This is a genomic window from Embleya sp. NBC_00896 (assembly GCF_045207785.1).
Taxonomy (GTDB): domain Bacteria; phylum Actinomycetota; class Actinomycetes; order Streptomycetales; family Streptomycetaceae; genus Embleya.
In genome coordinates this window covers 3,060,272-3,083,316 of record NZ_CP108777.1, presented here as the reverse complement: position 1 = coordinate 3,083,316, position 23,045 = coordinate 3,060,272, and the positions used below count along the sequence as shown (strand labels likewise).

Here is a 23,045-nt window from a genome sequence, read left to right as displayed (position 1 = left end):
TGCCGCTCGGCCGCAAGCCTAGCGCTCACCGCCAACGCACCGGGACGTCCTTCGCGCGATCGAAGGATCGGGTTCGTTTCGTCGTCTGGTGGCGCGCACGGTGTAGCGCATGCGGGTGTGGTTCAGCAGGGTCAGGACGGGGTTTGTCAGGTTGGCGAGGTGTTCCTCGTCGAGGACCAGGGCGACCATGTGGCCGTTGTTGTTGGCGATCGCGCCGACGGGGGCTCCGACGCGTACGAGGGGCCAGTGGCGGCCGTGGGCGAATCCGGAGCCCACACGCCAGGCCGCGCGCACCGCTGCGGGGTCGAGGCCGGTCTCGGAGGCGGCGGATTCGATGATCTTCCTGACCTCGGGGCGCGGCAACGGTGAGAGGCCCAGTGTGGTGGCGAGGGCGTGGATTTCGTCGCGTCGCTGTGTGCCCGTCCTGGCGTTGGGGCCGGTGGGGGTGTGGCCGGTGTCGTCCTCGTACTGGCCGCGGTTGTGCATGTCCTGGGCCCACGATGCCAGGGCGCGGGTGCGGCGTTCGTCGCGGCCCGTGCCGGCGAGGAGCCAGGTCGAGGTGGCGAAGTTCTCCAACGCGCCGCGCAGGAGCGTCCACGGACTGTGGGGGTCGATCACGCGGGCCACGGTGATCTGCCGGGCGAGGGCGTCCACGTGGGACAGGCCCGCAGCGAAGGAGTTGCGGATCAACGTGCTCGCCGTCCAGCCGCCCAGGGGCCGGTCGTCGGTCGCGAGGCTGGAGCGCGGGGCCGGCTCGGGGAGCGGAGTGTAGGCGTGGGGGCCGTGGTGGGCGGCGACCGCGTCGAACAGTGGTTTCAGGAAAGCGAACTTGCCCTCGTTGTCGGGCTTAGTTGTCGTCATCGCGGATGCCACGCTAGGCCACGACGGCGGGCGCGCGCATCCGAATACCGGTGCTGTGCGTACTCGGCCCGGAAACGGTCACCGGGCGTGTCGTCGTCCGGAACTCACGATGCCGCGCCGGGTCGGTGTGGCGACGCCTACGGCGCACCATGACGCACGTCAAGCGTCCGAGGGCCGTCGCGCGGGAGGTGTCGCATTGAAGAAGTTCCGCAAAGGGGTCTCGACGAACGTTGTGCGGTCCGGGCCCGGGGTCATCGTCGTGGGTAGTCGCGGCACGATGTCGCTGCCGAGAGCGTGGGAGGTCACGAGCCAGCGCAGGATGGTGTCCCGTAGAAGGGTTCGTGCTTCCAGGACGGCGGTCTCGTCGAGGCCGACGACGTCGTCGCCGTGTGCGTACTTGCAGCGGAGTCCGTAGACCTTGTCGAACGTCGCCTCGGTGGTGTTTTGGGCCGCGGCGCCGAGCCACAGGGCCTTTCCGTTGTTCTTCATCGGACGTGAATTCATCTGTTGGCCGCCGGTGAGGATGGCCTCCAGGCCAATGACGCAGCGCAGCAGCAGTTCGTCGGCCTCGTGAGGGTCGACGTGTCCGGGGCCGTGGGTTCCGGCCGTGGCGAGGACCAAGTGGTCCATTGCCCTGCGGAATCGCCGCTTGCGCCCTTTGACGTCGGTGGTCTGTGCGTCTTCCGGCGCGACAGCGTCCACCATGTCCCACACGCGTGCGCAGAAGGCCGTGAATTCTGCGATTTCGGTGTCCCGGACGTTGAAATAGCCGCGCTCGTGAGCTTCGCCGACCTCGTTGCCTTCGTGGTCGGTCCTGATGCTCGTGTTGTAGGTGTTCACGAACATGTTGGTGCGGACGCATCGGCGGGGTTCGACGTGGAAGATGGCCTCTGCGTGTAGGGGTTCGTCGCGCCACAACATCAGCGGGGCGAGCGCTTTGACGTGCTCGAGCACCGGCCGGATGTCGAAGGACAACCTCAACCCCCCGCGCGCCAGGCGACGATCGGGACGAGGGAGGACCAGAAACGCGGATCCGCCCAACTCTCCGGGGTTCAGTGTGCGAGAACGCAGGGACGGCAGCGGATGCGCACGGCGCAGCTGTTCGACGGTGAGTGTCCGCAGCGTGTAGGGGCCGATCGGCACGTCCGTTCCGGCCGGCAGGTCCGCGTCGAGGAGGATCCAATCCTGTGCCTGGGGCGTGGGAGCCGCGCAGAGGTGCTCAAGATCGGCGGCGATCGCGTCGACGGGCACGGCCGCCCCCGACGCAGCCAGAGTGGCCACTTCCGACAGGCCGATGACCTTCAGGAGGATGTCGTGCGACGGCAACTCCTGCCCGTCGTAGAGATCCGCGCGCCTTTCGGGTGGGGCGGCAAGGGCGATGGCGGCACGCAATTCCTCGAACGCGGGGGTGTCAGCCGCCCGGGACCCTTGGGTGTCCGGGGAGATGGAGTCGATCCAAGCCTGCACAACGGAGCGCATGTCTCGACCGTAGACCTGCTAAGGGCGCGCTGCCTGCCGATGGTCGAGCTCCTGGGCGCAACGTCGCGCCATGTGGAAAGGCTGGGGTACGTCCAGTTGTCGTCTGTCGCGCGGAATGACGGGCGGCCCGGGGTATCGGGCGGGCGGGGGTCGGGGCGCAGCACGCCGACTGTCGCGCTCTTGCCGTCGCTCGTCGTGTGCGGACCGGACGCGACGTTCGCCGAGGTGGTCGTCGAAAGGCCCTCGGCGTCCAGTGTCGCGACGACGCGGTAGGTGCCCGCCCTCCCCACATGGCGGCTCGCGAACCGGTGCCTCCGCTGATGGTGGAGCAACAGTCCGGTCCGTCCGCGACGTTCAGCGCGGTCATTGCCCAGGCCGAGATCACCGCCTCCTCGACGACCCGGCCGACCCGGGAGTCGGACTCGTCCAGCGACGTCCGTCCTGGCGGAACGCCTGGTCCACACGTTCGGCATCCCCGAAACCGTCCCCGTCACCGCCGACGCCGGGGTCCGGCGGACCCTCATGGTCCACGGACTTGGGGGAAGTCGTGGGCTCCCGGGCCGACGAGCACGGCGTGCCGATCATCTCGACGTGTACGTCCACGTCGATCAAGCCGTAGCCGTTCGAGCGTCCCGGAAGAGTGTCCGTTTCGCCGAGGGTTCGGCCGGGCGACGTCAACCCGCGCGAACACAGACCGTTGGCACAGGCGCTGTGGTCGGTGGGGTGTTGCTTCGGAAGTTCCGGCGCGCCATGCTCGGATGACTGTCGGTATTCGAGGGGGTCGTGATGGGTGAGCACGAGAAGCCGAACGACGGGAAGCCGGACGACAAACCGCAGCCGACCCGGGACCAGGACGGGCAGAACCCGGACGTGCAGAAGCCCGGCGGCGGCAAGCACAAGAAGCCGTGAACGGTCACCACGAGGCGATGCGCGAACTCGACGCGGCGGGCGCGTTCTCCGGCGCCCCATGGGTGCGGGAGGCGATGCAGGCGGTGCCGCGCGAGGCGTTCGCGCCCAACGTGATCTGGCGCGACGACGGCGACGTCTACACCCGCGTGGACCGGCGCACCGACCCCGCCGGGTGGTCGGCGGTGGTGGGTGGGCGCGGGCCGGTGGTCACCCAGGTCGACGACGGCACGGACGCCGAGCGCGGCGAGGTGGCGACCAGTTCGATCAGCGACCGTCTCGCCGTCGTCAACTTCCTGACCGCCCTCGATGTCCACCAGGGGCAGCGGGTGTGGGAGGTGGGCACCGGTTCCGGCTGGACCGCGGCTCTGCTGGCCCACCGCGTCGGCCCGAGCGGGCGCGTGGCCACGGTCGAGATCGACCGGGCCCTCACCGACGCCGCCCGCACACGTCTGGCCCCCTGGGCGGCCGCCGTCGAGGTGATCGCGGGCGACGGCGAGGACGGTGCCCCGCCCACCCGTGTGGACGGGCCCTGGGATCGTGTCCACGTCACCGCCGCCGTCACCCGACACGTCCCCCACGCCTGGATCGAACACGCGGCGCCGGGCGCGGTGTTGGTGTTGCCGTTCTCCCCGCCGTTCGGATCCGGGAGCCTGCTGCGCCTGGTCGTCGGCGAGCACGGCGTGGCGAGCGGGCGGTTCGTCAAGAGCGTGGCGTTCATGCCCCTGCGCGGGCAACGCAGCCATGGGCACGACGTATTCGAGGAGATCCGTACCGCGCATCCGGACCACGACAGCACTGCTGTGGACTGGCACCTCGCCGGGCTGAGCGCGGACGGCAACTACAGCCAGGCGCTCGCTCTGAGGTTGCCCGACGTTCACCGCGCCACGAGCGCCGGCGGCGCGAAATGGTGGCTTCACGACGGCAAGGACTCCTGGGCCCTGGTCGACGACACCCCCGGTGCCGGGCACGCCCTCCAGGGTGGCCCCAGGCGGCTCTGGGACGAGGTCGCCACGGTCATCGCCTGGCAGGACGACGCCGAAGTGCACGCATACGACTTCGGCGTCACCGTCGAACCCGACGCCCAATGGGCCTGGGCAGGTTCCCCCGAGGAGCGCTGGAGGACATGAGGAACCGGGTACTCCGGGTATCGGCGTTCCGACAGAACGGCCCCGGGGCGGTCAAGGCCTGTCGTCCTGCGCCAGTGCGGTGAGCGGTCGGCGGGGGTGGGCCCAGTGGGCAGCGGGGCGCTGTCGCTGGCGCATCGCAGGGTTCGGGTGTTGCGTTTTTCGGCTCCGGTCTTGAGCCACGGCATGCGGGGTGTCCTCCGAGCTGGTTCAGTGCGAAACAGGCGGATCAGCCGTCCGTGGAGAACGGATCGGGCAGCGCTTGGAGGCGTATCACTTCGTCCACTGTGGTGAGGTAGTCGCCGAGGTTCGTGTTGGTGTCGAATCCTGCTTGGGCGGCGGCCAGGACGATCGATTCCGGTCGGTATCCGGCCACGACCGCAGCGTTGACCTGGCTGCGAAGGGCCTCTCGCTGCCCCTCGGTGGGAGGCGAATCCGCGGCTGTTTTGATCCAGTGCGTGTACCACTCCACTTGGGCGTTTTCGTGTACCGCTTCCGAGTCGGTGGTGCACACTTCCGCCAGTGCCTGGGTCGGGTCCGTGGACTCGTTGCGCCCGGCCTTGACGGCGGCCGTGAAGAGGTGGTCCGTGCGGATGGTGTCGTCGACTTCGACGATCTCGAAGGCGGCTTTGCGGAAGGCGACGTCCTGGTCGAGGGTCGGGCGGCTGCCGGAGCTTCGGGTCCAGGCGCGGGACCATTCTCCGGCGAGATACTCGATCAGGCATTCCACCGGGTCGTGCTCCTCGCATGCCTCGCATTCGACGTTCCGTTGGCGAGGGATGGGTGTCGCCGATTGCTGTACGTCGTGGCCGGGCAGTCCCCAGGCGAGTTCGCCGGTCTGGTTCCAGCCGGCGATGACCGCGGCGACGGCAACGTCTGCGGGCTTGGCCCCCGCCTCGAAGAGCCGGTCGCAGTGGTCGGACATCACCTCGTGTGCGGCCGGATCGGGCAGGTCATCGCCGCTGGAGAGTTGCCACGCCCTCCACCACGCCATGGGCGGCACTCGGCGCTCGTGGAGTTCCATGTCTTCCATGGTCAACACCGTCGACGCGTCCGTGTCGGCCACGCCCGGGTCCTGCCTCGGCGCGAGGGTTCGGGCGATTTCCTGAAGTTCGTGGACCTGCTTCCAGGCGATGCCGCACACGTACCGGAACTTGTCCTGGGGCTGCACCTTGTCCCGGCTCATGGCGGTGTCGACGATGTCCGCCCAAACGGTGGCCGGTAGCCCGGACAGGCGGAAGTTCTCGATGCTCTGCCTCCAGTCGTTGGGCAGCGGAGCGTCGCTGCGGCCGCCCCTCCACTGGGCCCACTGCGCATGGAAGGCGTCGCGGTACGCCTGTCTGGCTTCTCCCTTCGCCGCGAGAAGTCGGACCGCCTGCTCCATCGCGACCGACCAGCGCAGCGCGTCCTGGGCGACGTCGGCGACGAGCGGCGCGCCCGGGGCGGTGGACGTCTTCCCGCTGTTGCACGGCTCACAGGCGGTGACAAGGTTGTCGGGGAGGTCGGTGCCACCGAGCGCGACGGGGATGACGTGGTCGATGCGCAGCGGGACGTCCGGGGCAGCGGCGCCGCAGTAGCGGCAGGTGTGGTTGTCGCGGCGAAATATCTCGTAGCGCAAGCGCTTGCCGACTGCCACGGGTTCTCCGTTCTCGTGAGGCGATGTGGTGCTCGGACAGTGGCCGCCGAGACGACCCGGCCGCGAAGGCGGGCACTCGGCCGGGGCCGGCCGCAGGATCGGTGGTCAGCCTGGGAAAGAGAATGAACCGGGTCGTCCGTTCTCGGGCGGTCTTTGACGCCACCGGGCGGCGGAGGCGAGGTCGTCGGGGGTGAACACGTTGTGGAGGAAGCCGTCCGGGCCGAGTGCGACGTCCGCGGCAAGGCCGAGGCAGGCGATTCTCGGGGACGGCACTTCGTCGGTGAGCGCGAGTGGTTCCCCTGGTCCCGCGTCGACCGGCGGGCACGCGTCCAGGACGGTCCACTTCCAGTGGTCGCGGTAGAGGTCGATCAGATCCGTGCGCGGTGCCGCGATGAACGCGGTCATCAGCCGGTAGCCCGCCCGGCGGTGGACGTCGACGGCCGTCGCCATCAAGGCGGAGCCGATCCCGAGCCCGCGTCGATCACCCCGCACTCCCACAGCCCTGACGTGGACGACGCGGCGGGGTGCGAGCCGCGAGGCCGCGGGAAGACTCAGCGGGGCCGCCAGGAGCGCGCCGATCGGCCCGTCGCCATGGACGTCGTCGACGACCCAGGCCCACGCGAGGGGTGATCCGCCGGCATGCGTGGCGATCGCTTTGGGGTCGGCGATGTCGAAGTCCTCGGCCAGCCAGGCATGGACAGGTATCGCGTCGTCGAGGGCCATCCGCCGGACCGTGCCGTGGGCTTCGGGTGTAGGACGAGGGGCGTTCACGTGGACAGTGTGCCGTCCGGGCGCAAACCGCGTGTCGCGTTGCCTCGCACGCTGGTTCGTCGTGGCTCTCCCGCGCGCCGATCGGGACGGGCCCGCGGACCGCCCTCGGCATGGAACCGGCCCGCCGCCCCTGGCAGACCTCGTCGACGACAGACAACGGCAGCGGCAGCGGCAGCGGCCCGGCCGTCTGGGAGGAACACCCCGTCGTCGCTTTCGCTTCGGACGTCGTCGCGGGCGGACCACGAGCACTCGCGGGCTCAGCCCTCAGCGGCCCATGAGAATCGCTCACAGACTGCGGGCCGGGTTCGGCTTCGTCGACGGCGTCGAACCGGATACGTGCCCGCGGCAGCCGGAACGTCGGGTTGTACCGGCCACCGACGCTATTGGCGAGCGTCTGCGGCCGAGACGGCCAGGGAGCGTCCAGGCAGTCGAAGAACACCGACCACCGAGTGTGGAACGGGGCGTCGAAACGGGGCTTGACCACTCGGCCCGAGAAGGTCGCCGCGCGCCTGGGGCGTTGAGGCACCGAGAAGCCGTCGGCGTTCCGCACCGGTCGGGCCTCGGGGCCGGCGGCGGTTCTTTCCCGTCGACTGCCGGGACCGGGACACTCCGTTGAGTCCGCCGGTCCTTCGGCGTAGCTGCCAGACCGTGTATCGGCGTCCCGGCTCCGTGCAACCGCTGTGTAGTGCCGGGGGATCTGCCCGCGGCGTCAGTGACGGCGCGGGCCGCGGCACCGGACCCGTACAGCGCGCGTCCTCGCGGCACTGGGGACCTGCGCAATTCACTCGGTCTCGTCCTCGTTCGGAATGAGGTCTAAATCCGGTTCCCAGTCCGCGTAGAAATTCTCCGGTGACTCGTCGAGGACGATTTCGTCGCTGAGGTCTCCCAATTCCCAGAACTCCTCGCTCTCGACATCGAGGTCGCATGCGGAACAGGCGAAGATGTAGGGGGTGAACACCACGACGGGCTCGTTCGTCGCGTCGATGCGGGTATCGCCCATGAGCCAGCCCTTCGAACCACAGGCAGGGCAGGACCTCGCCTGGTCATGGTCCATGTACCGCAGCGGCCGGCCGGTGACCGTGGCGAGCACGATCTCTCGCTCTTTGGACGTCAGTTGACCGTAGCGCTGCTCGAAGGCGGCCCGCGCGCGGGCGAGTCGGGCCTCCAGCCGAACGCGGGCGGCTTTGACACGTTCCTCGATCAGCCTGTCGTGCAGCGACGTGTATCGGCCCCAGTAGGTCTCCGGGGTGATGCCCAGTTCTGTGAGCAGCGGGTCGATCAGCCTCAGGCATGTGGTGAAGACGGCCTGGACCTCGGCGAGCTCGTGGATGCCGCTGTGCGCGACACCGTTGCGTGCGTTCGCCACCGGCGCGAGGGCCCGTTGGTCGATCGGAATCTGATTGCGCAGGATCTTGTGGACTCGTGCATGGGCTTCCACGAGGCCGATTGTCTTCGCGCGGCTCTCGGGTGCGGACGCGTGCGCGCCGTGGCCGGTGGCGTGAAGGAGTGAGTCGAAGTCCCTGGCCTCGACTATGAGTGCCGGGTGCAGCGTCGCCAGGAACGCTTTGAGAAGGTGCTCGGCGGCGATCCCGGCGTGATGGACGGCGAAGTCGTACGACTCGGGGCCCTGCGAGAACGCTGTGAGCGCCGCGGTCATCCACTTCCGGGAGGAGAGCTTGAGTTGATCGGCATGCATGGCAGGACCCTAGGACCGCTGGGGCGGCGGTGGGACCCGATATTCGACACCCATCGAGAGACGCCGACGACGAACCACTCCGCCGCAGAGCGCCGAATGGGCGAACAGCCCTATCTGGTGGGCGGATCGGGTTGCGGCCGAGGGTCCGTGAACAGATACGCGTCGACGGCGACGAGCGCTCGTCGCCGCGAGGCCCGGGTTGCTCGCGCCCGTCCTCGAGAAGCCTCCGGGTTGAGAACCGTCCGCACCGAGCGAATCCTTGATGAGTCAGAGCTGTCGTTCGGGGTCACCGGGGTCCTGCGTCACGGTGTTGCGCTTGGTCCCACCCTTCGACTGACCCCACTACGGCACATGCTTCGCTCCCGCGCGGATCTCTGACGCGGCCTGTTGAGGCTAGGGCTGTCGTGCGCAGAGTGGACGTTCAGCGGTGGAAGGTGTCGCCGAGCTTTCCGTGAACGAAGGCCCGGATGGCCTCGGCGACCTGGTGGGCGCCGGCGGGGGAGGACGGGGCCATGACCGGCATACGGCGGAAGTGCGTGTCACTGAAGGCGAAGTACCAACCGCGGTCGTACGAGATGGCGACGAGGACGTCGGAGTCGCCGCTCCGTCCACCTCGCGGGGTGGCGGGGCCGCGGTTTACGACGACATGGTCGCGGCGTGCGCCGAGCTGGGCCCTGAGGCCGATCTCCTCGGAGACCAGAGCCCCGAACAGGAAGCCCGTCAGGGAGGTGACCTCCGCGTCGGTGCGCTCGGTCTCCAAGTCGCGCTCGTACGGGCAGGCGGCGAGGTCGAGCACGCCTTCAGCCATGTTCCCCGTCCAGCTCCACTGGGCGGGCGGCACGGAGTGGCGATCGCCGATGGCCCACAGGCTGGTGAGCAACTCGGCGGCGTGCTCCAGGACGCTCGGCACGTACAGGGCGGGGAGGCCCTCGGCTGCGGCCTCGACGGCGGCGTACGCCTCGGCGGAGAACATCGGGTGGTCGTCGGCGATGGAGCTGTAGGTGATGCTCATGCTTTCCTCTCATGTGGCCCGGAGCCGGTGCGGCGGCCCCGGGCTTCATGCTGTCGTCCCAGGGCCCCCGGGCGGGTCGAAATGCCCGCACCAGCACGATTGGGAGCGTTGGGTTCAACGGCCCCACCATGAGTGGTCTGGCGGAACTACAGCAGGCGGGGCCAGCGGTCGACGACTTCGCGGTGGACAGCACCCGGGCGAGGATGTCGTGTGGTCGAAAGTCTCATTCGGAGAGCATGTCGTCCACGAAGCGGCTGCGGCGGGTGTTCCATCGACGGTTGTAGTTGTCGGTGTAGTGGTCTCCCGTGAGGAGGATCATCTCTTGGCGGGCTCGGGTGACGTAGAACATTTGGCGGTCTGCTTCGAGGGCGCGCGGGCTCTTGTCGGCGGAGTAGCTGGGGACGATCCCGTCGATCAGGCAGGGTAGGACGACGAGGGTGAACTCGCGTCCCTTGGCGCCGTGGTAGGTGGTGAAGGTGACGCGGCCGGGAATGCGTCCGCCCGCCATTTCGGCCATGGTGATGCCTTCGCCGCATGCGTCCCGGAGCAGGGTGACGATGTCTTGGTCGCGTTGGTCGGGGCTGTCGGCGGCCATGCGTTCGAGTTCGATGGCGGACGCGAGGGTTGTGACGAACGCGGTGGCGTCGTCCTCGGCTCCTTCGCGATGGGGTGCGTCGATGACGTTCAAGAGGAGCCGGGCGGTGGCGCGGGGGTCGTCTGTGGCGAGGCTGTGGCCGGCTGCAGCGCGTTTGCGGTTCCAGTCGCGGGCGAGTGCGCCGAGTGTCGGGGCCCCGGCCGTGGATCGGTTCTGCGGTTCGGTGGGTTGTGGGTTGGTGATTCGTAGGGCCGCGCAGGCCGCCACGAAGTCGGCGAGGGGTCCCCTGGGGATGCGGCGCGCGATGGAGGTGTCGTAGGCGATGCCGGCTTGTTCGAACGCGTCTTTCATTCGGGGTGGGAAGGCCGCGCCGCCTCGGTGGAGAACGGCGATGTCCTCGGCCGGTGTCCCGGTGGCGATGCGGTCGGCGACGTAGCGGGCGGCGGTGTGGGCGTGGTCGTCGTTGCCGCCTTGAACGTGTTCGACGGTGATGCTGCCTTCCCCGTCTCCGGCGGCTCGGTGGCCTCGGTCGCGGCCCAGGGTGCGGTCGGCGGCGGCGACGAGGGTGCTGCCGCTGCGGAAGTTCACGCGAAGGCGGATCGTGGTGAAGTCGTCGCGGTCGCGGAGTCGGCGGAAGTAGCGCTTGTCGGCTCCTTGGAAGCCGTAGAGGGTCTGGTAGGGGTCTCCCACGGCGGTGATGCCCACTCCGGCGCTCAGGAGTTCGCCGACGAGGGCGTGGAGGACCGGTCCCAGGTCCTGGTACTCGTCGACCAGCACGTGCGGAAAGCGGGCCGCGAGCGTGCTCCGGGTCGGGGCGCTGGAGCGCAGCACGGCGAGGGCGCGAGTCGCCATGGCCTCGAAGTCGATGACGTCGTTGTCGATCAGCGCCTGTTCGTACAGCCGCACGGCCTCAAGGTATTGCGGAGGTGATTCCTCGAGGGATTCGCCTGCGGCGGACAGGCGACGGATCTTCATGAACTCGTTGGTGTCGGGCGCGACGCCGGCTCCATATGCGGCGTCCTTCCAGAGTCTTGCGGTGCTCGTGTCGTCCGTGTCCACCGGCCCCGGCGGTCCCCGGCCTGGGCGGCGGCTCTGGCGGTGTGCGTCGCGTCGCTCGTGACGGACGCGTTCCCGCGGTTTCCGGCGTGCGGTCGGGGATGGTCGGTGGCCGGGCGGTTGGTGTTCCGCCCGGCCCCGGTTCGCCCGGTGCTTCGGTCAGCAGCTGGTGGTGGTGTCTCCGGCGTCGGCGGTGCAGGTGTCGGAGCCCAGGCCGCCGTTGGCGGTGTCTCCGCCGGCGCCGTCCTGGACGTTGATGGTGTCGTTGCCGAGGTTGCCGCTCATGGTGTCGGTGCCGGAGGTGTCGACGAGGGTGTCGTTGCCGTTCTGGCCGTCCAGGTCGTCGTTGCCCGGGCCGCCGTAGATGTAGTCGTCGCCGTTGTCGAACAGGTACAGCAGCGAACCCAGCAGCGTCTCCCCGTAGTTGGTGTCGTTTCCGGCCTCGCCGTAGAGGTAGTCGGCACCGTTGCCGCCGCCCATGACGTCGTCGCCGTCACCCCCGTACAGCGTGTCGTCGCCGTTGCCGCCGTCGACGACGTCGTTCCCGGGCCCGGCGTGGATGAGGTCGGTGTTGTTGCCGCCGTTGAGGTCGTCGTTGCCGGTGCCTCCGTACAGCGTGTCGTTGCCGTTTCCGCCGTTGATGGTGTCGTTGCCGCCGAGGCCGCAGATGACGTCGTTGCCGTTGGTCCCGTTCAAAGTGTCGTTGCCGGCCGTGCCGGTGACGGTGCAGCCGTGCCCGTTGTCGACGGTGGTGTTCTCCACGGCGGTGTTGTTGCCCGGGGTGGAGTCGGCGACGGCTGAGGTGGTGGTGCCGGTGGCGGTCAGCGTGCCGGTGGCCTGCGGTTCGACGACCACGGTGATGGTCGCGGACGCGGCGTTGGTCAAGGTGGCGAGGGTGCAGTTCACGGTCGGGGCGCTGATCGTGCACGAGCCCTGCGAGGTGCTTGCCGAGACGATGCTGCGCGCGACACCGGACAGCGTCAGCGCCGACGTCGTCGAGGTGGCGGTGGCCGGGCCGTTGTTGGTGACGGTCTGGGTGTAGGTGACCGTGTCGCCGAGCGCGACCGGATCGGCCGAGTCGGCGACGGCGGAGGCCAGGTCGGCGTTCGGGGCCAGGTAGGTGAACCGGTCCGCGGCGCCGGTGGCGCTGGTGCCGGCCGGGGTGGTGACCTGGACGTCGACGACTCCCACGGCGTGCGCGGGCGAGGCGGCGGTGCAGGACGTTGCCGAACACGTCACGCCGGTGGCCGCGTTGCCGGGCCCGAAGGTGATGCCGGTGGCGCCGTTCAGGTCGGTGCCGGTGATGGTGACGACGGTGCCGCCCGCGGTCGGGCCCGTGGTGGGGCTGATGCCGGTGACGACCGGCGCCGGCGGCGCGACACTGCCGGGGGCGAACGCGATCGCGTACGGGAACGTGCCGAGCGGGAGGGTCGCGGTGACGGTGTTGGTGGCGGTGTCGATCACCGAGACGGTGCCGGCGTAGCCGTTGGGCACGTAGACGAAGGCGCCGTCGGGGGTGACCGCGGACTCGAACGGGCCGTTGCCGACGCCGACGGTGGCGACGACGGTGTTGGTGGCGGTGTCGATCACCGACACCGAACTCGCGCTGTTGTTGCTGACCCAGGCGCGGGTGCCGTCCGGGGACAGGGAGAGGCCGAACGGGCCGATCCCGACGGGGACGGTGGCGGTCACGGTGTTGGTGGCGGTGTCGATCACCGAGACGGTGTGCGAGTTCTGGTTGCCCACGTACGCGCGGGTCCCGTCCGGGGTCACCTTGATGACGTTCGGTTTCTGGCCGACGCCGACGGTGGCGACGACCGTGTGGGTGGCGTTGTCGATCACCGAGACGGTGTTGCCGTCGTTGTTGGAGACGTAGGCGCGGGCGCCGTCCGGGGTGAGCGCGACACCGAATGGGAGGGCGCCGACCGGGACGGTCGCGGTGACCGTCGCGGTGGCGGTGTCGACGACCGAGACGGTGTTGGCGTTCGAGTCGGCGGTGTAGAGGGTGCCGCCGTCCGGGGACACCACGAGCTTGATGGGGCCGGCGCCCACCGCGATGGTCGCGGTGACGGTGTTGGTCGCGGTGTCGATCACCGACACCGAATTGGAGCCGTTGTTGGCCGCGTAGACGGACGCCCCGTCCGGGGACACCACCACACCGAGCGGGGAGGAACCGACGGGGACGGTCGCGACCACCGTGTTGGTGGCGGTGTCGAGCGCGGTGACCGTGTTGCCGAACAGGTCGGCGACGTATGCCACCGGGACGGGCGGCAGCGCCTGCGCGGCGGGGGCGGCCAGCGTGACCAGCCCGGTCGTCGCGAGCGCGCCGGCGGCGACCAACGCGGAGAACCTACGCCGCAGACGCGACGGACGTAACGCGGAGCGTGAGGACATCGGGTGTCCTGTCCCTTCCTCGAGGTTCACCCCGCGTCAGGGTGTCGGAGGGGCGACCTCGAGGACGCCGCATGGACGCAGACCCCCCGGTCACCGCCACCGGGACGTACCCGCGACGGAGCGAACATCCCTGGCGGCCAACGACATTGGCCCCCTCGACCCGCCCAGCATGACAGCCCCGAGCACCCCGGAAGACCCGAACCGGCACATCCTCGAACCAACGCCGAAAAACGGGTACCGGTCTCCGCCGTCCGGGGGTGCATACAGGCGGCCTGGCCTGCGGTGATGTGGGCGGGAAGATCCGATTGGAACAGCCCCCACGGTGGCCCCGTGTCGCGCCGAGGCAAAGCCGCGGTCGGCTCGCCCGGCGTCCTGGGCGGGGACCTGTTCCGAGTGCCGGTCCACGTGCCGGTCGACGTGTGTGGGGTGTGGGCGCGGCCCGGGCGGCGGTCGCCCGTGCGCGTCCGCGCGATGCCGACCTGCGCGGTGCGAGGCTGCGCGAGGCGAAACCGATGGGCACCGACCTGGGCGTCGTGTGACGAGAACGTACGGCGCGGCACCCGGTGGTGCGGCGCCGTACGTGTTTCGCCCTCGACTACGGGGCGGGCCGGCACGGCCGGTGCCGGCCCGGAGGCGGGATTCCTCCGGGCGGGCCGACCGCTAGGCCTTTTCGAGGATGAACTTCTCGTGTCCGCCGCCGTTGGCGTTGACCTGGCCGTTCACCGTTCCGCCGGGGCCGGTGGCGGACGTCACTCCGCTGTCGGTGACCAGGCGCAGGAACGTTCCGGGGAAGGCCACCGACTCGAAGGAGAACGAGCCGTCGGCCTGGGCGCGGGCGTTGAACTTCTCCCAGGGGAGGGAGCCGTACTGGCAGTTGACCGTCCCGCCCCCGGCCTGGTTGGCGGGGACGCCGGTGCCGTCCATGCGCAGGAACACGTTCGGGAAAGCCGCCGACTCGAAGGAGTACGAGCCGTCGGTTTCCGGGTGGACCTTGAACGTGGTCCAGGGGCCGGTGCCGTACTGGCAGTTGACCTTCCCGCCGCCGTTGTCGGCGAAGGCGGTCACCCCGGTGCCGTCCATGCGCAGGAAGATGTTCTGAAAGAACGTCGAACGGATCGTGATCGTGTTTCCAGGCCTGGCGAGATCGGTCGCGGACAACGACACGATGCCCTCCTTCTTCGTCTGGGAGAATCGCGGACACGTTCTGGGCGTGCTCGAGCCGGAACACCCCGTCCGGACCGGGCACTTCGACGGGACCACCCCTACGGGGCAACCTGCGCGGCCAGGCTGACACGGCTGGCACACCCTCTGTGTCCGAACAGGTGAACTGGCCCGAATCCCCGACACATTGGCCGCAAAACACCGCCGAACCCGGCATGCGCGGGCGGTGTCCGACCCCGGAACGGAGCGGCGCGTTCTACGGACGTCGGGGAGTTCGCGATCCCCACCGCGACCACCATCACAACCAGGCCGACCGCCCACCCGAGCACCGCGCCGTAGCGCAGTGCCCGCACCCTGGTGAGGATCGCCGCCGTCCAGGCCACGGCGAGAATCGGCCCGCCGAACCACGGGATTTGCCAACACAACGCCGGGAGCTCATGGCCCGGCTCAACCGCGACCCGGACCGACGGTACCGAAGATGCAGCCGAGCCCGCCTCTCAGGACCGCAGAACCAGGCCGTCCCCGACCGGCATCGGTGGTGGTCACCCTGGCGATTCTTCCCCGCGATGGGTGGCGCTGCGGCGAAAGAAGGAAACGGCGGTCGGCCCCGCGTTCGGTGTGCCGGCTGTCGGACCCGCTCGCGGCGGGGCCGGCACAGCGGGACGGGGACCGGTTCACGAGTGGTCTCGGATGCGGTCCAGGTCGGCGTCGAGGACGGCGAGGTCCGGGTGGTCCCGCAGTTCCTGCTCGCGCGCCCAGTCCTCGAGGTCGGCCTTGTGCGCGGCCCGCACCCTGTCGGCGGTGGTGTCGGTGAGGATCGCGAGCAGTTCCGCGTCGGTGTCGTGGACGGTGATCGAGCCGTCCGGCCACCACCGCGTTCGGCGAGGCCTTCTTCGTCTCGGCGGACAGCCCCACGCGGCGGGCGAGTTCGGCCCGGGTGCGCCAGAGGCGAGCGGCTCGACGGTCCCCGCGGCGGCAACAACCCTCTCGTACGCATCCGCGACGAGGCGGAAGGCCGTGTCGGCCTCGACTGCGCGGGCGATCCAGGCCCGAGGAACGCGGTCGACCACGTAGGTGGCGATGAACCGGTCGAAGGCGGCGACCGGGGCCCAGCCGAGGGCGCCGTCGCCGACCCGTCCACGCGGGCTCCGGCACGGGTCACGGTCGCGGCCGCGGTGGTGGCGAGGGCGGGGTCGGCTTCGACGCTGGTGACCTTCCCAAGGGGTCCAGTCCGGTGGGCGAGAAGGGCGGCGTTCCATCCCGTACCGGTGCCCAACTCGGGGATCCGATGGCCGGGTTCGACGTCGAGGGAGTCGAGCATGTCCGCCAGGATCGACGTGCACGGCAGGCTTGAGGAGGGCCGGTCGTCGGTGATCTTGGTGATCGCCGCGTCGTACGGGCCCGCGTGGACCAGGCAGGCCCACCGGTCGGGGTCGACGGCCCGGTCCACGGGCGTCCAGGCGTGGCCGTCCCAGTCCCACAGCCGGTCCGGCGCGAACACGTCACGCGGCAAGGCGTCCATCGCGGCACGCACCCACGGAGAATCCTTGGGCCAGGCGCCGCTCGCGTCCATCACCGCGGCGGAGCGGCGGCGGTGCTCGGCCATGTCGTCGGGGCCGTCGCTCGACAGCACGGCGGGCCGCGGCACTGGCGACCGCTTGTATGCATGGCAAAGCGATGGCCCGTCCGGCCTCGAACTGCGAACCTGGTTCGGTGACTCCGTGGAACCCCGAGAACGCCGATCCCAACCAAGGCGTCGGTGCCCGACACCATATTCTCCCGAAGTTCCTCATCGAGAACTTCGCCGATCGGGGCCGGGTGTGGGTTCGGCAGCGATCCGCTTCCGTCGCCCCCGGCCTGCGGACGCCCAAGGACCTCGCGGTTAAAGACTTCTACACGTTCGTACACGTGAACGGACACGCCGATGGTCGCTTGGAGCAACAACTCTCCCAGATCGAGTCTCGCGCCGCGGCCTCCTTGAAGCGGATCACCGACCCGAGCGAGTGGGGTCGGCCGTTCACATACTTGGAGTACGGCGACATCGTCATGCTGGTGGCTTGTCAGCGCGTACGCGGGATGCGCGAACGTCGCAAGATCGAGTTGCTGACCGACGCAACGACTCGCATCATGGCCGTACCGCAGCCCGCCCCCGGACGCAAACTGACGCCGGCCCAGCGGGCCACCCGCAACGAGTTGCGCGACCTCGTGATCATCCCGACGCCCGAAGCACATCTGGGTCAACTGCTGCCACTGACCAAGGCGACCGCCAAACACTTGGCGCTGCGCCCGCTGACGGTGGTCGAGCTGACCGCCGGCGCCTTTCTGACGTGCGACGAACCGGTGACGCTGCTCTTCCCGGACGACTGGCGACCGACCCCGATGCTGCCGCCCCGGCAGCGAGTTCGTAGCCGTCGAAGAGACGGTGTCCGCGTACCTCGGACCAGGTCCGAGATCATCCATGTGCAGAACACCCAGGGCGGGCTGGAAGAAGCTGCCGAGATCGTGATGCCCATCGGTCCCCGAACCGCGTTGGTCTTCGGGGCGATCAACGGGACAGAGCCCACTCACGAACGGCTCGACGAGCAGGAGTCCCTCCATGCCGCCGCCGAACTCAACGCCCTACTGCGTGGACAGGCCCACTTCTTCGCGCTGTGCCGACCCGACGACCGCGACCTCCTCGATGACGAACTCCCCGCCATCGGGCCGCTACTGAGGATCGGTGGCGTGACCCCGGACCAGGCCCGGGTCGCCGCATCCGCAACCCCTTACCTCAAGCCGATGCTCCATCGCCATCGAAAGCCGTGAACGGCCCTGGGGCTCTCCGGGTGCCCAGCGACGGCGGGCGAGGTCCATCGGGCCGCCGGCTGGGAACCAGGCGAGGACCGGTGACGGCGTCCGGCGCACGCGCCCACGATCCCGGTGTCCGAAACCGTCCAGGCCGGAAGCGGCCACTGAAACCCTGGCCGCGTGGACATCACCGAGAACATCGTCGAGAAAGTCGTCGCGGGCCTCGTGCTCGCCGGGCTGCTCCGGCTCGCCCGCCTGGTGCGCGCCCGATGGCGCCTCCCGGTACCACCGTCCCCCCCTCCGTGTCCGTTGTTGGAGCCGTCGATGAGCAAGCCCCTGCACAAACGGGATCTGCCTCCGGGCGCCCCCCGCGAACTCAACGAGCTGCTGCACCGGCTGCACAGCCGGGCGAACCACCCCTCCATGCGCTCTCTCGAGAACGCGACCGGGCTGGGACACACCACCTTGAGCGACGCCATGACCAACAAGGCGAAACCGGTCACCAAGAACACCGTGGTGAGGCTCGCCCTCGCGCTCGCCGAGCAGGGCGTGCGCGGGTCCGAGGCCGATGCGGAACTCGACGAGATCGACCGGCGGGTCGCCGACCTGTGGGACCGGGCGGACCGCGAGGCCCGACCGCCGGAGCCCGACAGTGTCGAACTGGCCGCGCGGACGACGTGGGAGTCGTTCGCCGGCGGCCAGGGGCCCTGGCCCCGGGTATCCCACGAGGTCACGGCCGCGATGAGCAAGGCCACGTTCACGTGCACCAGCGTGCGAGGGAACGCGGTGGAGGTGTTCGTGACCGCGGACGACCAGGACACCTGTTGGGTCCTGGATTGCGAGACCGACGAGACGTTCGACTCGATGTGGCGGGAGGAGTTCGCGGCGCACCTGTGCCACCGGATCGGGAAACTGGTGGACGTCCATGTGCAGGTCCTCGAGAACTTCGAGATCGATCACCGGCCGCACCCGCTCCGGGTGACGTAGAAAGCGGCCCTCGATGTCACCGTTGCCCGGCCGTGGGGCCGCTTCGGGCGTGTCGCGAGGTCGACGACGCGGTCGAGTTCTCACCCATGGTCGTCAGTCCCGGCCCCCGGACACCGTGCACTCGCGAAAGCACCCCGACACGCCTACCGCGCGGGTACGGGTCGACGACGTCGCGTGGCGAGGTGCGTCGTCGCGTTCTCGACGAGGTCTTCGAGTTCCGGGGCCGGCCATGGGCGTGCCCGGGCCAGGGGGACGCGGTGTCGGCCGGAGGCGATGTCCTCCATGATGTCGGGGCGTCGACGGCCGCTTCCATTCCTCGGGTGGTCGCCGGGTTGCGGCCGGTCCAGGCCCAGCGGAACGCGGCGGCCCAGGCTGTAGATCGCAGCCGCGTCGTCCAGATCGACGTTCGCGTCGGGCGGGGTATCGATGAGTCGGCGGGCGATCTCCGGGGCGGTATGGAAGGGCAACGGCGCAGCGGGGCGAGCCTGACGCCGGCGTAGCGAGAGGCGCTGGCGAGGGTGGGCGTCGAGGTGGCGGAGGTGCCGGCGCAGCGCGTGGCGCCGGTGGATCGGTGGGCGCTCGCCTTGACCGCTGCGGAGGCGTTCCGGGAGCTGGAGGGGGCATCTGACCGTGCCGCGCAAGGACTCGAGACGGTCGTGGTGGGCGGCGAGGGTCACGCGGTGAAGTTGGGTGTGGCGTTGGCGAACGCGCGGCAGCGGCGGGCGACATGGTCAGTGGAGCGGCTGGAGGCTTAGACCGGGCTCGGGATGCGGTGGGCGTAGCGGGGTGTCGTGTTGCTGTGCCCCGCGCGCGGACAACATGCCTGGAGGCCGCCGGTTCCGCATCGGACCACTCGCCGGGCCGGGGCCTGGCAGGCGTAGCCGGCTGGGATCTCCTGGCTAGCTCGCGGAGGATTTCGCGGACGGCGGGAGGGCCATTTCGAGGAGCGCGTCGATGGTTTCCTTACCGAGCGCGCTGTCGAGGTGGAGGGATCGGCGGATGAATCGACCCACGATCTTTGGGTCCAGGTCCAGGCGCATGCGGGCGTCCAGGCAGATCTCGCTCAAGAGTCCTGCGGTGTGGTCCGGCTTTCGCTGGACGTACCAGTCGAAGACCTCGACCACGTCGTGGCGGAGGGTGCCGAGCCCGATCCCGCTCCTCTCCTCCTCGACGTCTTCGGCCAGGTGGGAGAGCACGGCCTCGATCAGGGTCGTGCGCAGCGCCCCCATGGGGACGAGGCTTTCGGTTCCCACGGTGAGGGAGGCCGCGGGCCACCAGGCGAGGGTCTTGGCTGCCTCCTCGGTCTGCTCCCCGTCGGCGTGGATGATCTTGGTGAGGCGATTGTGGTCGGCGACGAGCCCCCGGGGTTGCGGGGTGCCGAAAGAGGTGGTGGCGGACAGGAGGACGCCGGGCCCGTGGGTACGGCGATGCTCCTCGGCCCAGTCCCGGGCCACGGGCTGCGACCACAGGGGTCCGTTGGCGCCGCGGGCCTGTGGTTCGGGCATCTTGTGTTGCTCGTACTCGGGGTCCGGGAGATCGTCCTCGGCGATGTTCGCGATCTTCGCCAGCCCGGCGCGGTCCACCAGGAGGCCCGGCTCGAGTTCGGGGGCTTTCAGGTCGACGACGCACCGGTCCAACGGCCGTGCGTCCGGCACGCGCCGGCGGCGCTGCGCCCACAGCGCCAGATGATCACGCCAGTCGGGCAGGGTCGTCTTGGGCGCGGTGAACCCGGCGATGGTGGCCACGGTCGCGTTGCCCGGGTCGGCGCGGTGGAACAGGAGGTCGGCGGCCGTGACGGTGAGCGCGTCCCGGACGGGGCGGGCGTCGTAGCGTTCGTAGGCGCCGTCGAGAACCATGCCGGGCCGGTGCCACGTGGTGCCGTCCCACCAGTAGCCGCCGTGCCGGTAGAGGAAGCCGATGCGCCCATACACCCAGTCGTGGTGGAGCCCGCTCCAGCTGCCGTCGGTGACCAGCACGACCGTGCGGCCGTGATCGGGGTGAAAATGGACGGCCCACGCGTACGCGCGGTTCTTCGGCTCGGTGGTGAACGCCACCCAGCCGCCCTCGCGTAACCGGTCGGTGCGGCCCCACAGACCCTCGCCCTGGCCCCGGCCGGTGCGTTCGATCGCATCCGGATTGTCGAGCGGCAGCCGTTCATCGTTGATGAACGGCAGGCCCGGAACGGGATGATCGGTACGAAGTCCGTTGGCCACCGGACGGAACTCACCCAAGATCGTCTCTCCCTCGCAGCATGAGCCCCACAGCGCGGAGGCCGACCGGCGCTCGCGCCCCGGGCGCAGGACGTCGGCCTGCACCTCGGCACAGCATGCCGCGCCCGACGTGGAACCGGGAGTGGATTCGCCCAACGAGGGACGACGGCCGGCCGTGAGAAGAGGGCGCGCGACTCCTCCGTGCGGTTCACGGCGCTTCGGCCGCGAGGGACGACTGTGTCGTGGTGCCGTTCTTCTTTCCCGCTGAAGGCAGCGTCGCTGCGCTGTGCTTACCGCTCCTAATGGTGATGCGGAACGATGAGCCCTGTCGGATGATCACATTCGGGCTCCGGAACCGATGGGCACCCAGTAGAAGTTGGCTGTGGCCCAGCCGGCGCCGGTACTTCCGTACATCCATTCGGCCTTGATCGTGAATTCTGTCGCCGCGGCGACCGCTACCATCACGGTGTTATTGCTGGTGAGTTCGTTTCCCTGCACATCATCCGTGAAGTGTTGGCCTCCGATGAGAATGGTGATGCGGACGCGTTCCCGACCACCTTTCGCATAGCCGGCACCGATGACGAATCCGGATGTCTGGTACCGGAATCTTTCCTGCTTGGCCGTGCCGCGGAGGTCCCAGGAGGCGATTCGCACCGGGGTGCCAAGGATTCGTGTTGGCCCTTCCGCGCTCAGGGGCCCCTTGACTGCGAGCCCGCTCACTTCCGCCGAGCCCTTGACGGTGAGATGGGCGGGGGTTCCGGCGGGGAGGGCCCCGTCTTCAATCCAGACGGGGGCGTTGAACACCACGTGCTTGCGAGCACCCTGGGGGTCGGGGATCCGGATCGTGTCCACCACGAGCGGCTTCTGGGAGGGAATGGTGATCCCGTCATTGGCTTTGAGGGCATTGGCCACTTCCGCCGAGCCCTTGACGGTGAGATGGGCGGGGGTTCCGGCGGGGAGGGCCCCGTCTTCAATCCAGACGGGGGCGTTGAACACCACGTGCTTGCGAGCACCCTGGGGGTCGGGGATCCGGATCGTGTCCACCACGAGTTCCTTCTGGGAGGGAATGGTGACCCCGTCCATGCAGGTGACCTTTCCGGTGACGACGAGGTCTCCGACGATCTCTACCGTGCCCGTGTGGAAGGTGGCGCTGTCGGGGGTGATGGTGGCGCCGCGGGGGGTGGTGGTGATGTCGAAGGAGCGGATGGCGATGCGGTACGCCTGCGGGTTCGTCATCGTCAGACGCAGGTAGCGGGCGGTCCGGGCCGTGGTGCCGCAGTACTCCGGCCGCCCCGCCGGGATGGTGTCGTAGTGGGTCCAGGTTGTGCTGTCCGCCGATGATTCGAGAGTGCAGGTTGGCAGGGTGTATTGCCCCGTGTCGATGCCGAGGCAGAGGTCGATGTCGGTGATGTCGCGTTGGCTGCCGAGGTCGATCTGGACCCAGTCGCCGGTCTTGGGGTGGAGGTTGCTCCAGTAGTAGGTGTTGCGGTCGCCGTCGGTCATGTTGGAGGGCAAGTAGCGGACGGGGGGCAGGGCTCCTGCCGGCACGGTGGTGAATCCGAGGTTGGTGGTTGCGGTGCCGGGGCCGTTTCCGATGTCGAGTGTGCGGTGGACGGTGACGTCGCGTGTGGTGAGGTCTTGGTTGGCGACCATGACGGCGGTGGTGAGGGTGTGCGTGAGTGTCCTGTTGTTGCCGATGGCGACGGTTGCTTGGAGCATGAAGCCGGTGGAGCGTTCGAGGGGCGGGGAGAGCCACTTGATGGTGTTGCTGACGGGTTCGGATTCCCGGTCCCAGTACATTCGGTAGGTCGTGTTCGGGCCTCGTGATGTGTCCCAGTCCAGTTGGACTCGTTCGCCGTTTTCGACCATGATCCGGTCGGGCATCAGGTTCCGCATGAAGAAGCCGTCGGGGAACTTGTCCATCCGGAGCGGGGGGACGGGGCTTCGGTCCTCGAATTGACCGTTCGTCGGTGAGGTCCGCTCGGTGGCTCCGATGACCGCGGAGCCCTCCCGTTGGTTCACCTTGAATCCGGCGATGCGCATGGTGAGCTTCCAGCCGCTGTCGAGCCGGGAGACCAGGAACGGTGTGAAGGTGATCGCGAGGACGCTGTCGCCGTCCTCCAACCTGAGCCGTCCCTCCCAGCCGCCGGGCCCGCCTCCGGTCTCCTCACTGCTGAACGTGACCGCCTTGTCCGCCGTCAGATCTTCCGTCTCCTCGCCGATGGGGAGGCGGATCGTGATGCTCTGGCAGAACACCGAGGCGTCCTTGACTTCCACGGTGATGTGCAGTTCCCCGGGGCTGTCCTTGGAGGGGGTGCTCACGGTCAGGAAGTCGGGTTCCAGCGCGTAGGAGAGCAGTGTGTCACC

General features: G+C 69.4%; 17 protein-coding genes and 2 pseudogenes. 5 read left to right on the top strand and 14 right to left on the bottom strand.

Annotation, left to right across the window (positions count from 1 at the left end; all coding sequences use genetic code 11):
• Positions 1-18: 18 nt before the first annotated feature.
• Together OG928_RS47165 and OG928_RS47160 are read right to left on the bottom strand one after the other, a co-directional pair.
• Positions 19-861 carry a hypothetical protein gene (locus OG928_RS47165; RefSeq protein ID WP_331768178.1) on the bottom strand — a complete coding sequence of 281 codons (843 nt, stop codon included), beginning with the start codon at positions 859-861 and terminating at the stop codon, positions 19-21.
• A 159-nt stretch (positions 862-1,020) separates the two neighbouring features.
• Positions 1,021-2,340 (bottom strand): hypothetical protein, encoded by a 1,320-nt coding sequence (locus tag OG928_RS47160; protein ID WP_331768177.1) that lies wholly within the window; start codon positions 2,338-2,340, stop codon positions 1,021-1,023.
• Positions 2,341-3,126: 786 nt separating this feature from the next.
• Between OG928_RS47160 and OG928_RS47155 the strand changes: the two genes are divergently transcribed.
• Positions 3,127-3,249: a hypothetical protein gene (locus OG928_RS47155; RefSeq protein ID WP_331767677.1), complete on the top strand. Its 123-nt coding sequence runs from the start codon at positions 3,127-3,129 to the stop codon at positions 3,247-3,249.
• Positions 3,246-4,376, top strand: a complete 1,131-nt coding sequence (locus OG928_RS47150) for a methyltransferase domain-containing protein (protein WP_331768176.1) — start codon at positions 3,246-3,248, stop codon at positions 4,374-4,376. Before OG928_RS47155 ends, OG928_RS47150 begins: the two co-directional genes overlap by 4 nt.
• 226 nt (positions 4,377-4,602) lie before the next feature.
• On the opposite strand, the gene OG928_RS47145 is transcribed toward OG928_RS47150, so the two are convergent.
• The 6 genes from OG928_RS47145 to OG928_RS47120 form a co-directional block, all read right to left on the bottom strand.
• Positions 4,603-6,009 carry an HNH endonuclease gene (locus OG928_RS47145; protein ID WP_331768175.1) on the bottom strand — a complete coding sequence of 469 codons (1,407 nt, stop codon included), beginning with the start codon at positions 6,007-6,009 and terminating at the stop codon, positions 4,603-4,605.
• Positions 6,010-6,114: 105 nt separating this feature from the next.
• Positions 6,115-6,732 (bottom strand): GNAT family N-acetyltransferase, encoded by a 618-nt coding sequence (locus tag OG928_RS47140; RefSeq protein ID WP_331768174.1) that lies wholly within the window; start codon positions 6,730-6,732, stop codon positions 6,115-6,117.
• A gap of 829 nt (positions 6,733-7,561) precedes the next feature.
• The gene (locus OG928_RS47135) at positions 7,562-8,476 is read right to left on the bottom strand and encodes a hypothetical protein (protein ID WP_331768173.1); all 915 of its coding nucleotides are present in this window, start codon (positions 8,474-8,476) and stop codon (positions 7,562-7,564) included.
• A 421-nt stretch (positions 8,477-8,897) separates the two neighbouring features.
• Entirely contained in the window at positions 8,898-9,488 is a 591-nt protein-coding gene (locus tag OG928_RS47130) for a hypothetical protein (RefSeq protein WP_331768172.1), read from the bottom strand.
• Between the two features lie 223 nt (positions 9,489-9,711).
• On the bottom strand, positions 9,712-11,142 hold the full coding sequence (locus OG928_RS47125) for an ATP-dependent helicase (RefSeq protein ID WP_331768171.1): 1,431 nt from the start codon (positions 11,140-11,142) through the stop codon (positions 9,712-9,714).
• Positions 11,143-11,298: 156 nt separating this feature from the next.
• Positions 11,299-13,533: a beta-propeller fold lactonase family protein gene (locus OG928_RS47120; protein WP_331768170.1), complete on the bottom strand. Its 2,235-nt coding sequence runs from the start codon at positions 13,531-13,533 to the stop codon at positions 11,299-11,301.
• A gap of 285 nt (positions 13,534-13,818) precedes the next feature.
• Between OG928_RS47120 and OG928_RS47115 the strand changes: the two are divergent.
• Positions 13,819-13,959 (top strand): annotated as a pseudogene (locus tag OG928_RS47115) (chaplin family protein); the annotation flags it as partial.
• A 234-nt stretch (positions 13,960-14,193) separates the two neighbouring features.
• Here OG928_RS47115 and OG928_RS47110 read toward each other — a convergent pair.
• From OG928_RS47110 to OG928_RS47100, 3 genes and pseudogenes are all read right to left on the bottom strand, one after another.
• On the bottom strand, positions 14,194-14,697 hold the full coding sequence (locus tag OG928_RS47110; RefSeq protein WP_331768169.1) for a hypothetical protein: 504 nt from the start codon (positions 14,695-14,697) through the stop codon (positions 14,194-14,196).
• A gap of 671 nt (positions 14,698-15,368) precedes the next feature.
• Positions 15,369-15,764, bottom strand: a complete 396-nt coding sequence (locus OG928_RS47105) for a hypothetical protein (RefSeq protein WP_331768168.1) — start codon at positions 15,762-15,764, stop codon at positions 15,369-15,371.
• 86 nt (positions 15,765-15,850) lie between these two features.
• A pseudogene (locus tag OG928_RS47100) lies at positions 15,851-16,216 on the bottom strand (protein-L-isoaspartate O-methyltransferase); the annotation flags it as partial.
• A 191-nt stretch (positions 16,217-16,407) separates the two neighbouring features.
• Between OG928_RS47100 and OG928_RS47095 the strand changes: the two are divergent.
• A complete protein-coding gene (locus tag OG928_RS47095) occupies positions 16,408-17,499 on the top strand; it encodes a DUF4238 domain-containing protein (protein ID WP_331768167.1) in 1,092 nt (363 codons plus the stop codon).
• A 162-nt stretch (positions 17,500-17,661) separates the two neighbouring features.
• A complete protein-coding gene (locus tag OG928_RS47090; protein ID WP_331768166.1) occupies positions 17,662-18,468 on the top strand; it encodes a hypothetical protein in 807 nt (268 codons plus the stop codon).
• Positions 18,469-18,611: 143 nt separating this feature from the next.
• Here OG928_RS47090 and OG928_RS47085 read toward each other — a convergent pair whose 3' ends face one another.
• The 3 genes from OG928_RS47085 to OG928_RS47075 form a co-directional block, all read right to left on the bottom strand.
• Positions 18,612-18,935, bottom strand: coding sequence for a hypothetical protein (locus OG928_RS47085; protein ID WP_331768165.1), 324 nt, complete (start codon positions 18,933-18,935; stop codon positions 18,612-18,614).
• Between the two features lie 432 nt (positions 18,936-19,367).
• Positions 19,368-20,699 (bottom strand): hypothetical protein, encoded by a 1,332-nt coding sequence (locus tag OG928_RS47080; RefSeq protein ID WP_331768163.1) that lies wholly within the window; start codon positions 20,697-20,699, stop codon positions 19,368-19,370.
• Between the two features lie 315 nt (positions 20,700-21,014).
• On the bottom strand, positions 21,015-23,000 hold the full coding sequence (locus OG928_RS47075; RefSeq protein ID WP_406292057.1) for a discoidin domain-containing protein: 1,986 nt from the start codon (positions 22,998-23,000) through the stop codon (positions 21,015-21,017).
• Between the last annotated feature and the right edge of the window lie 45 nt (positions 23,001-23,045).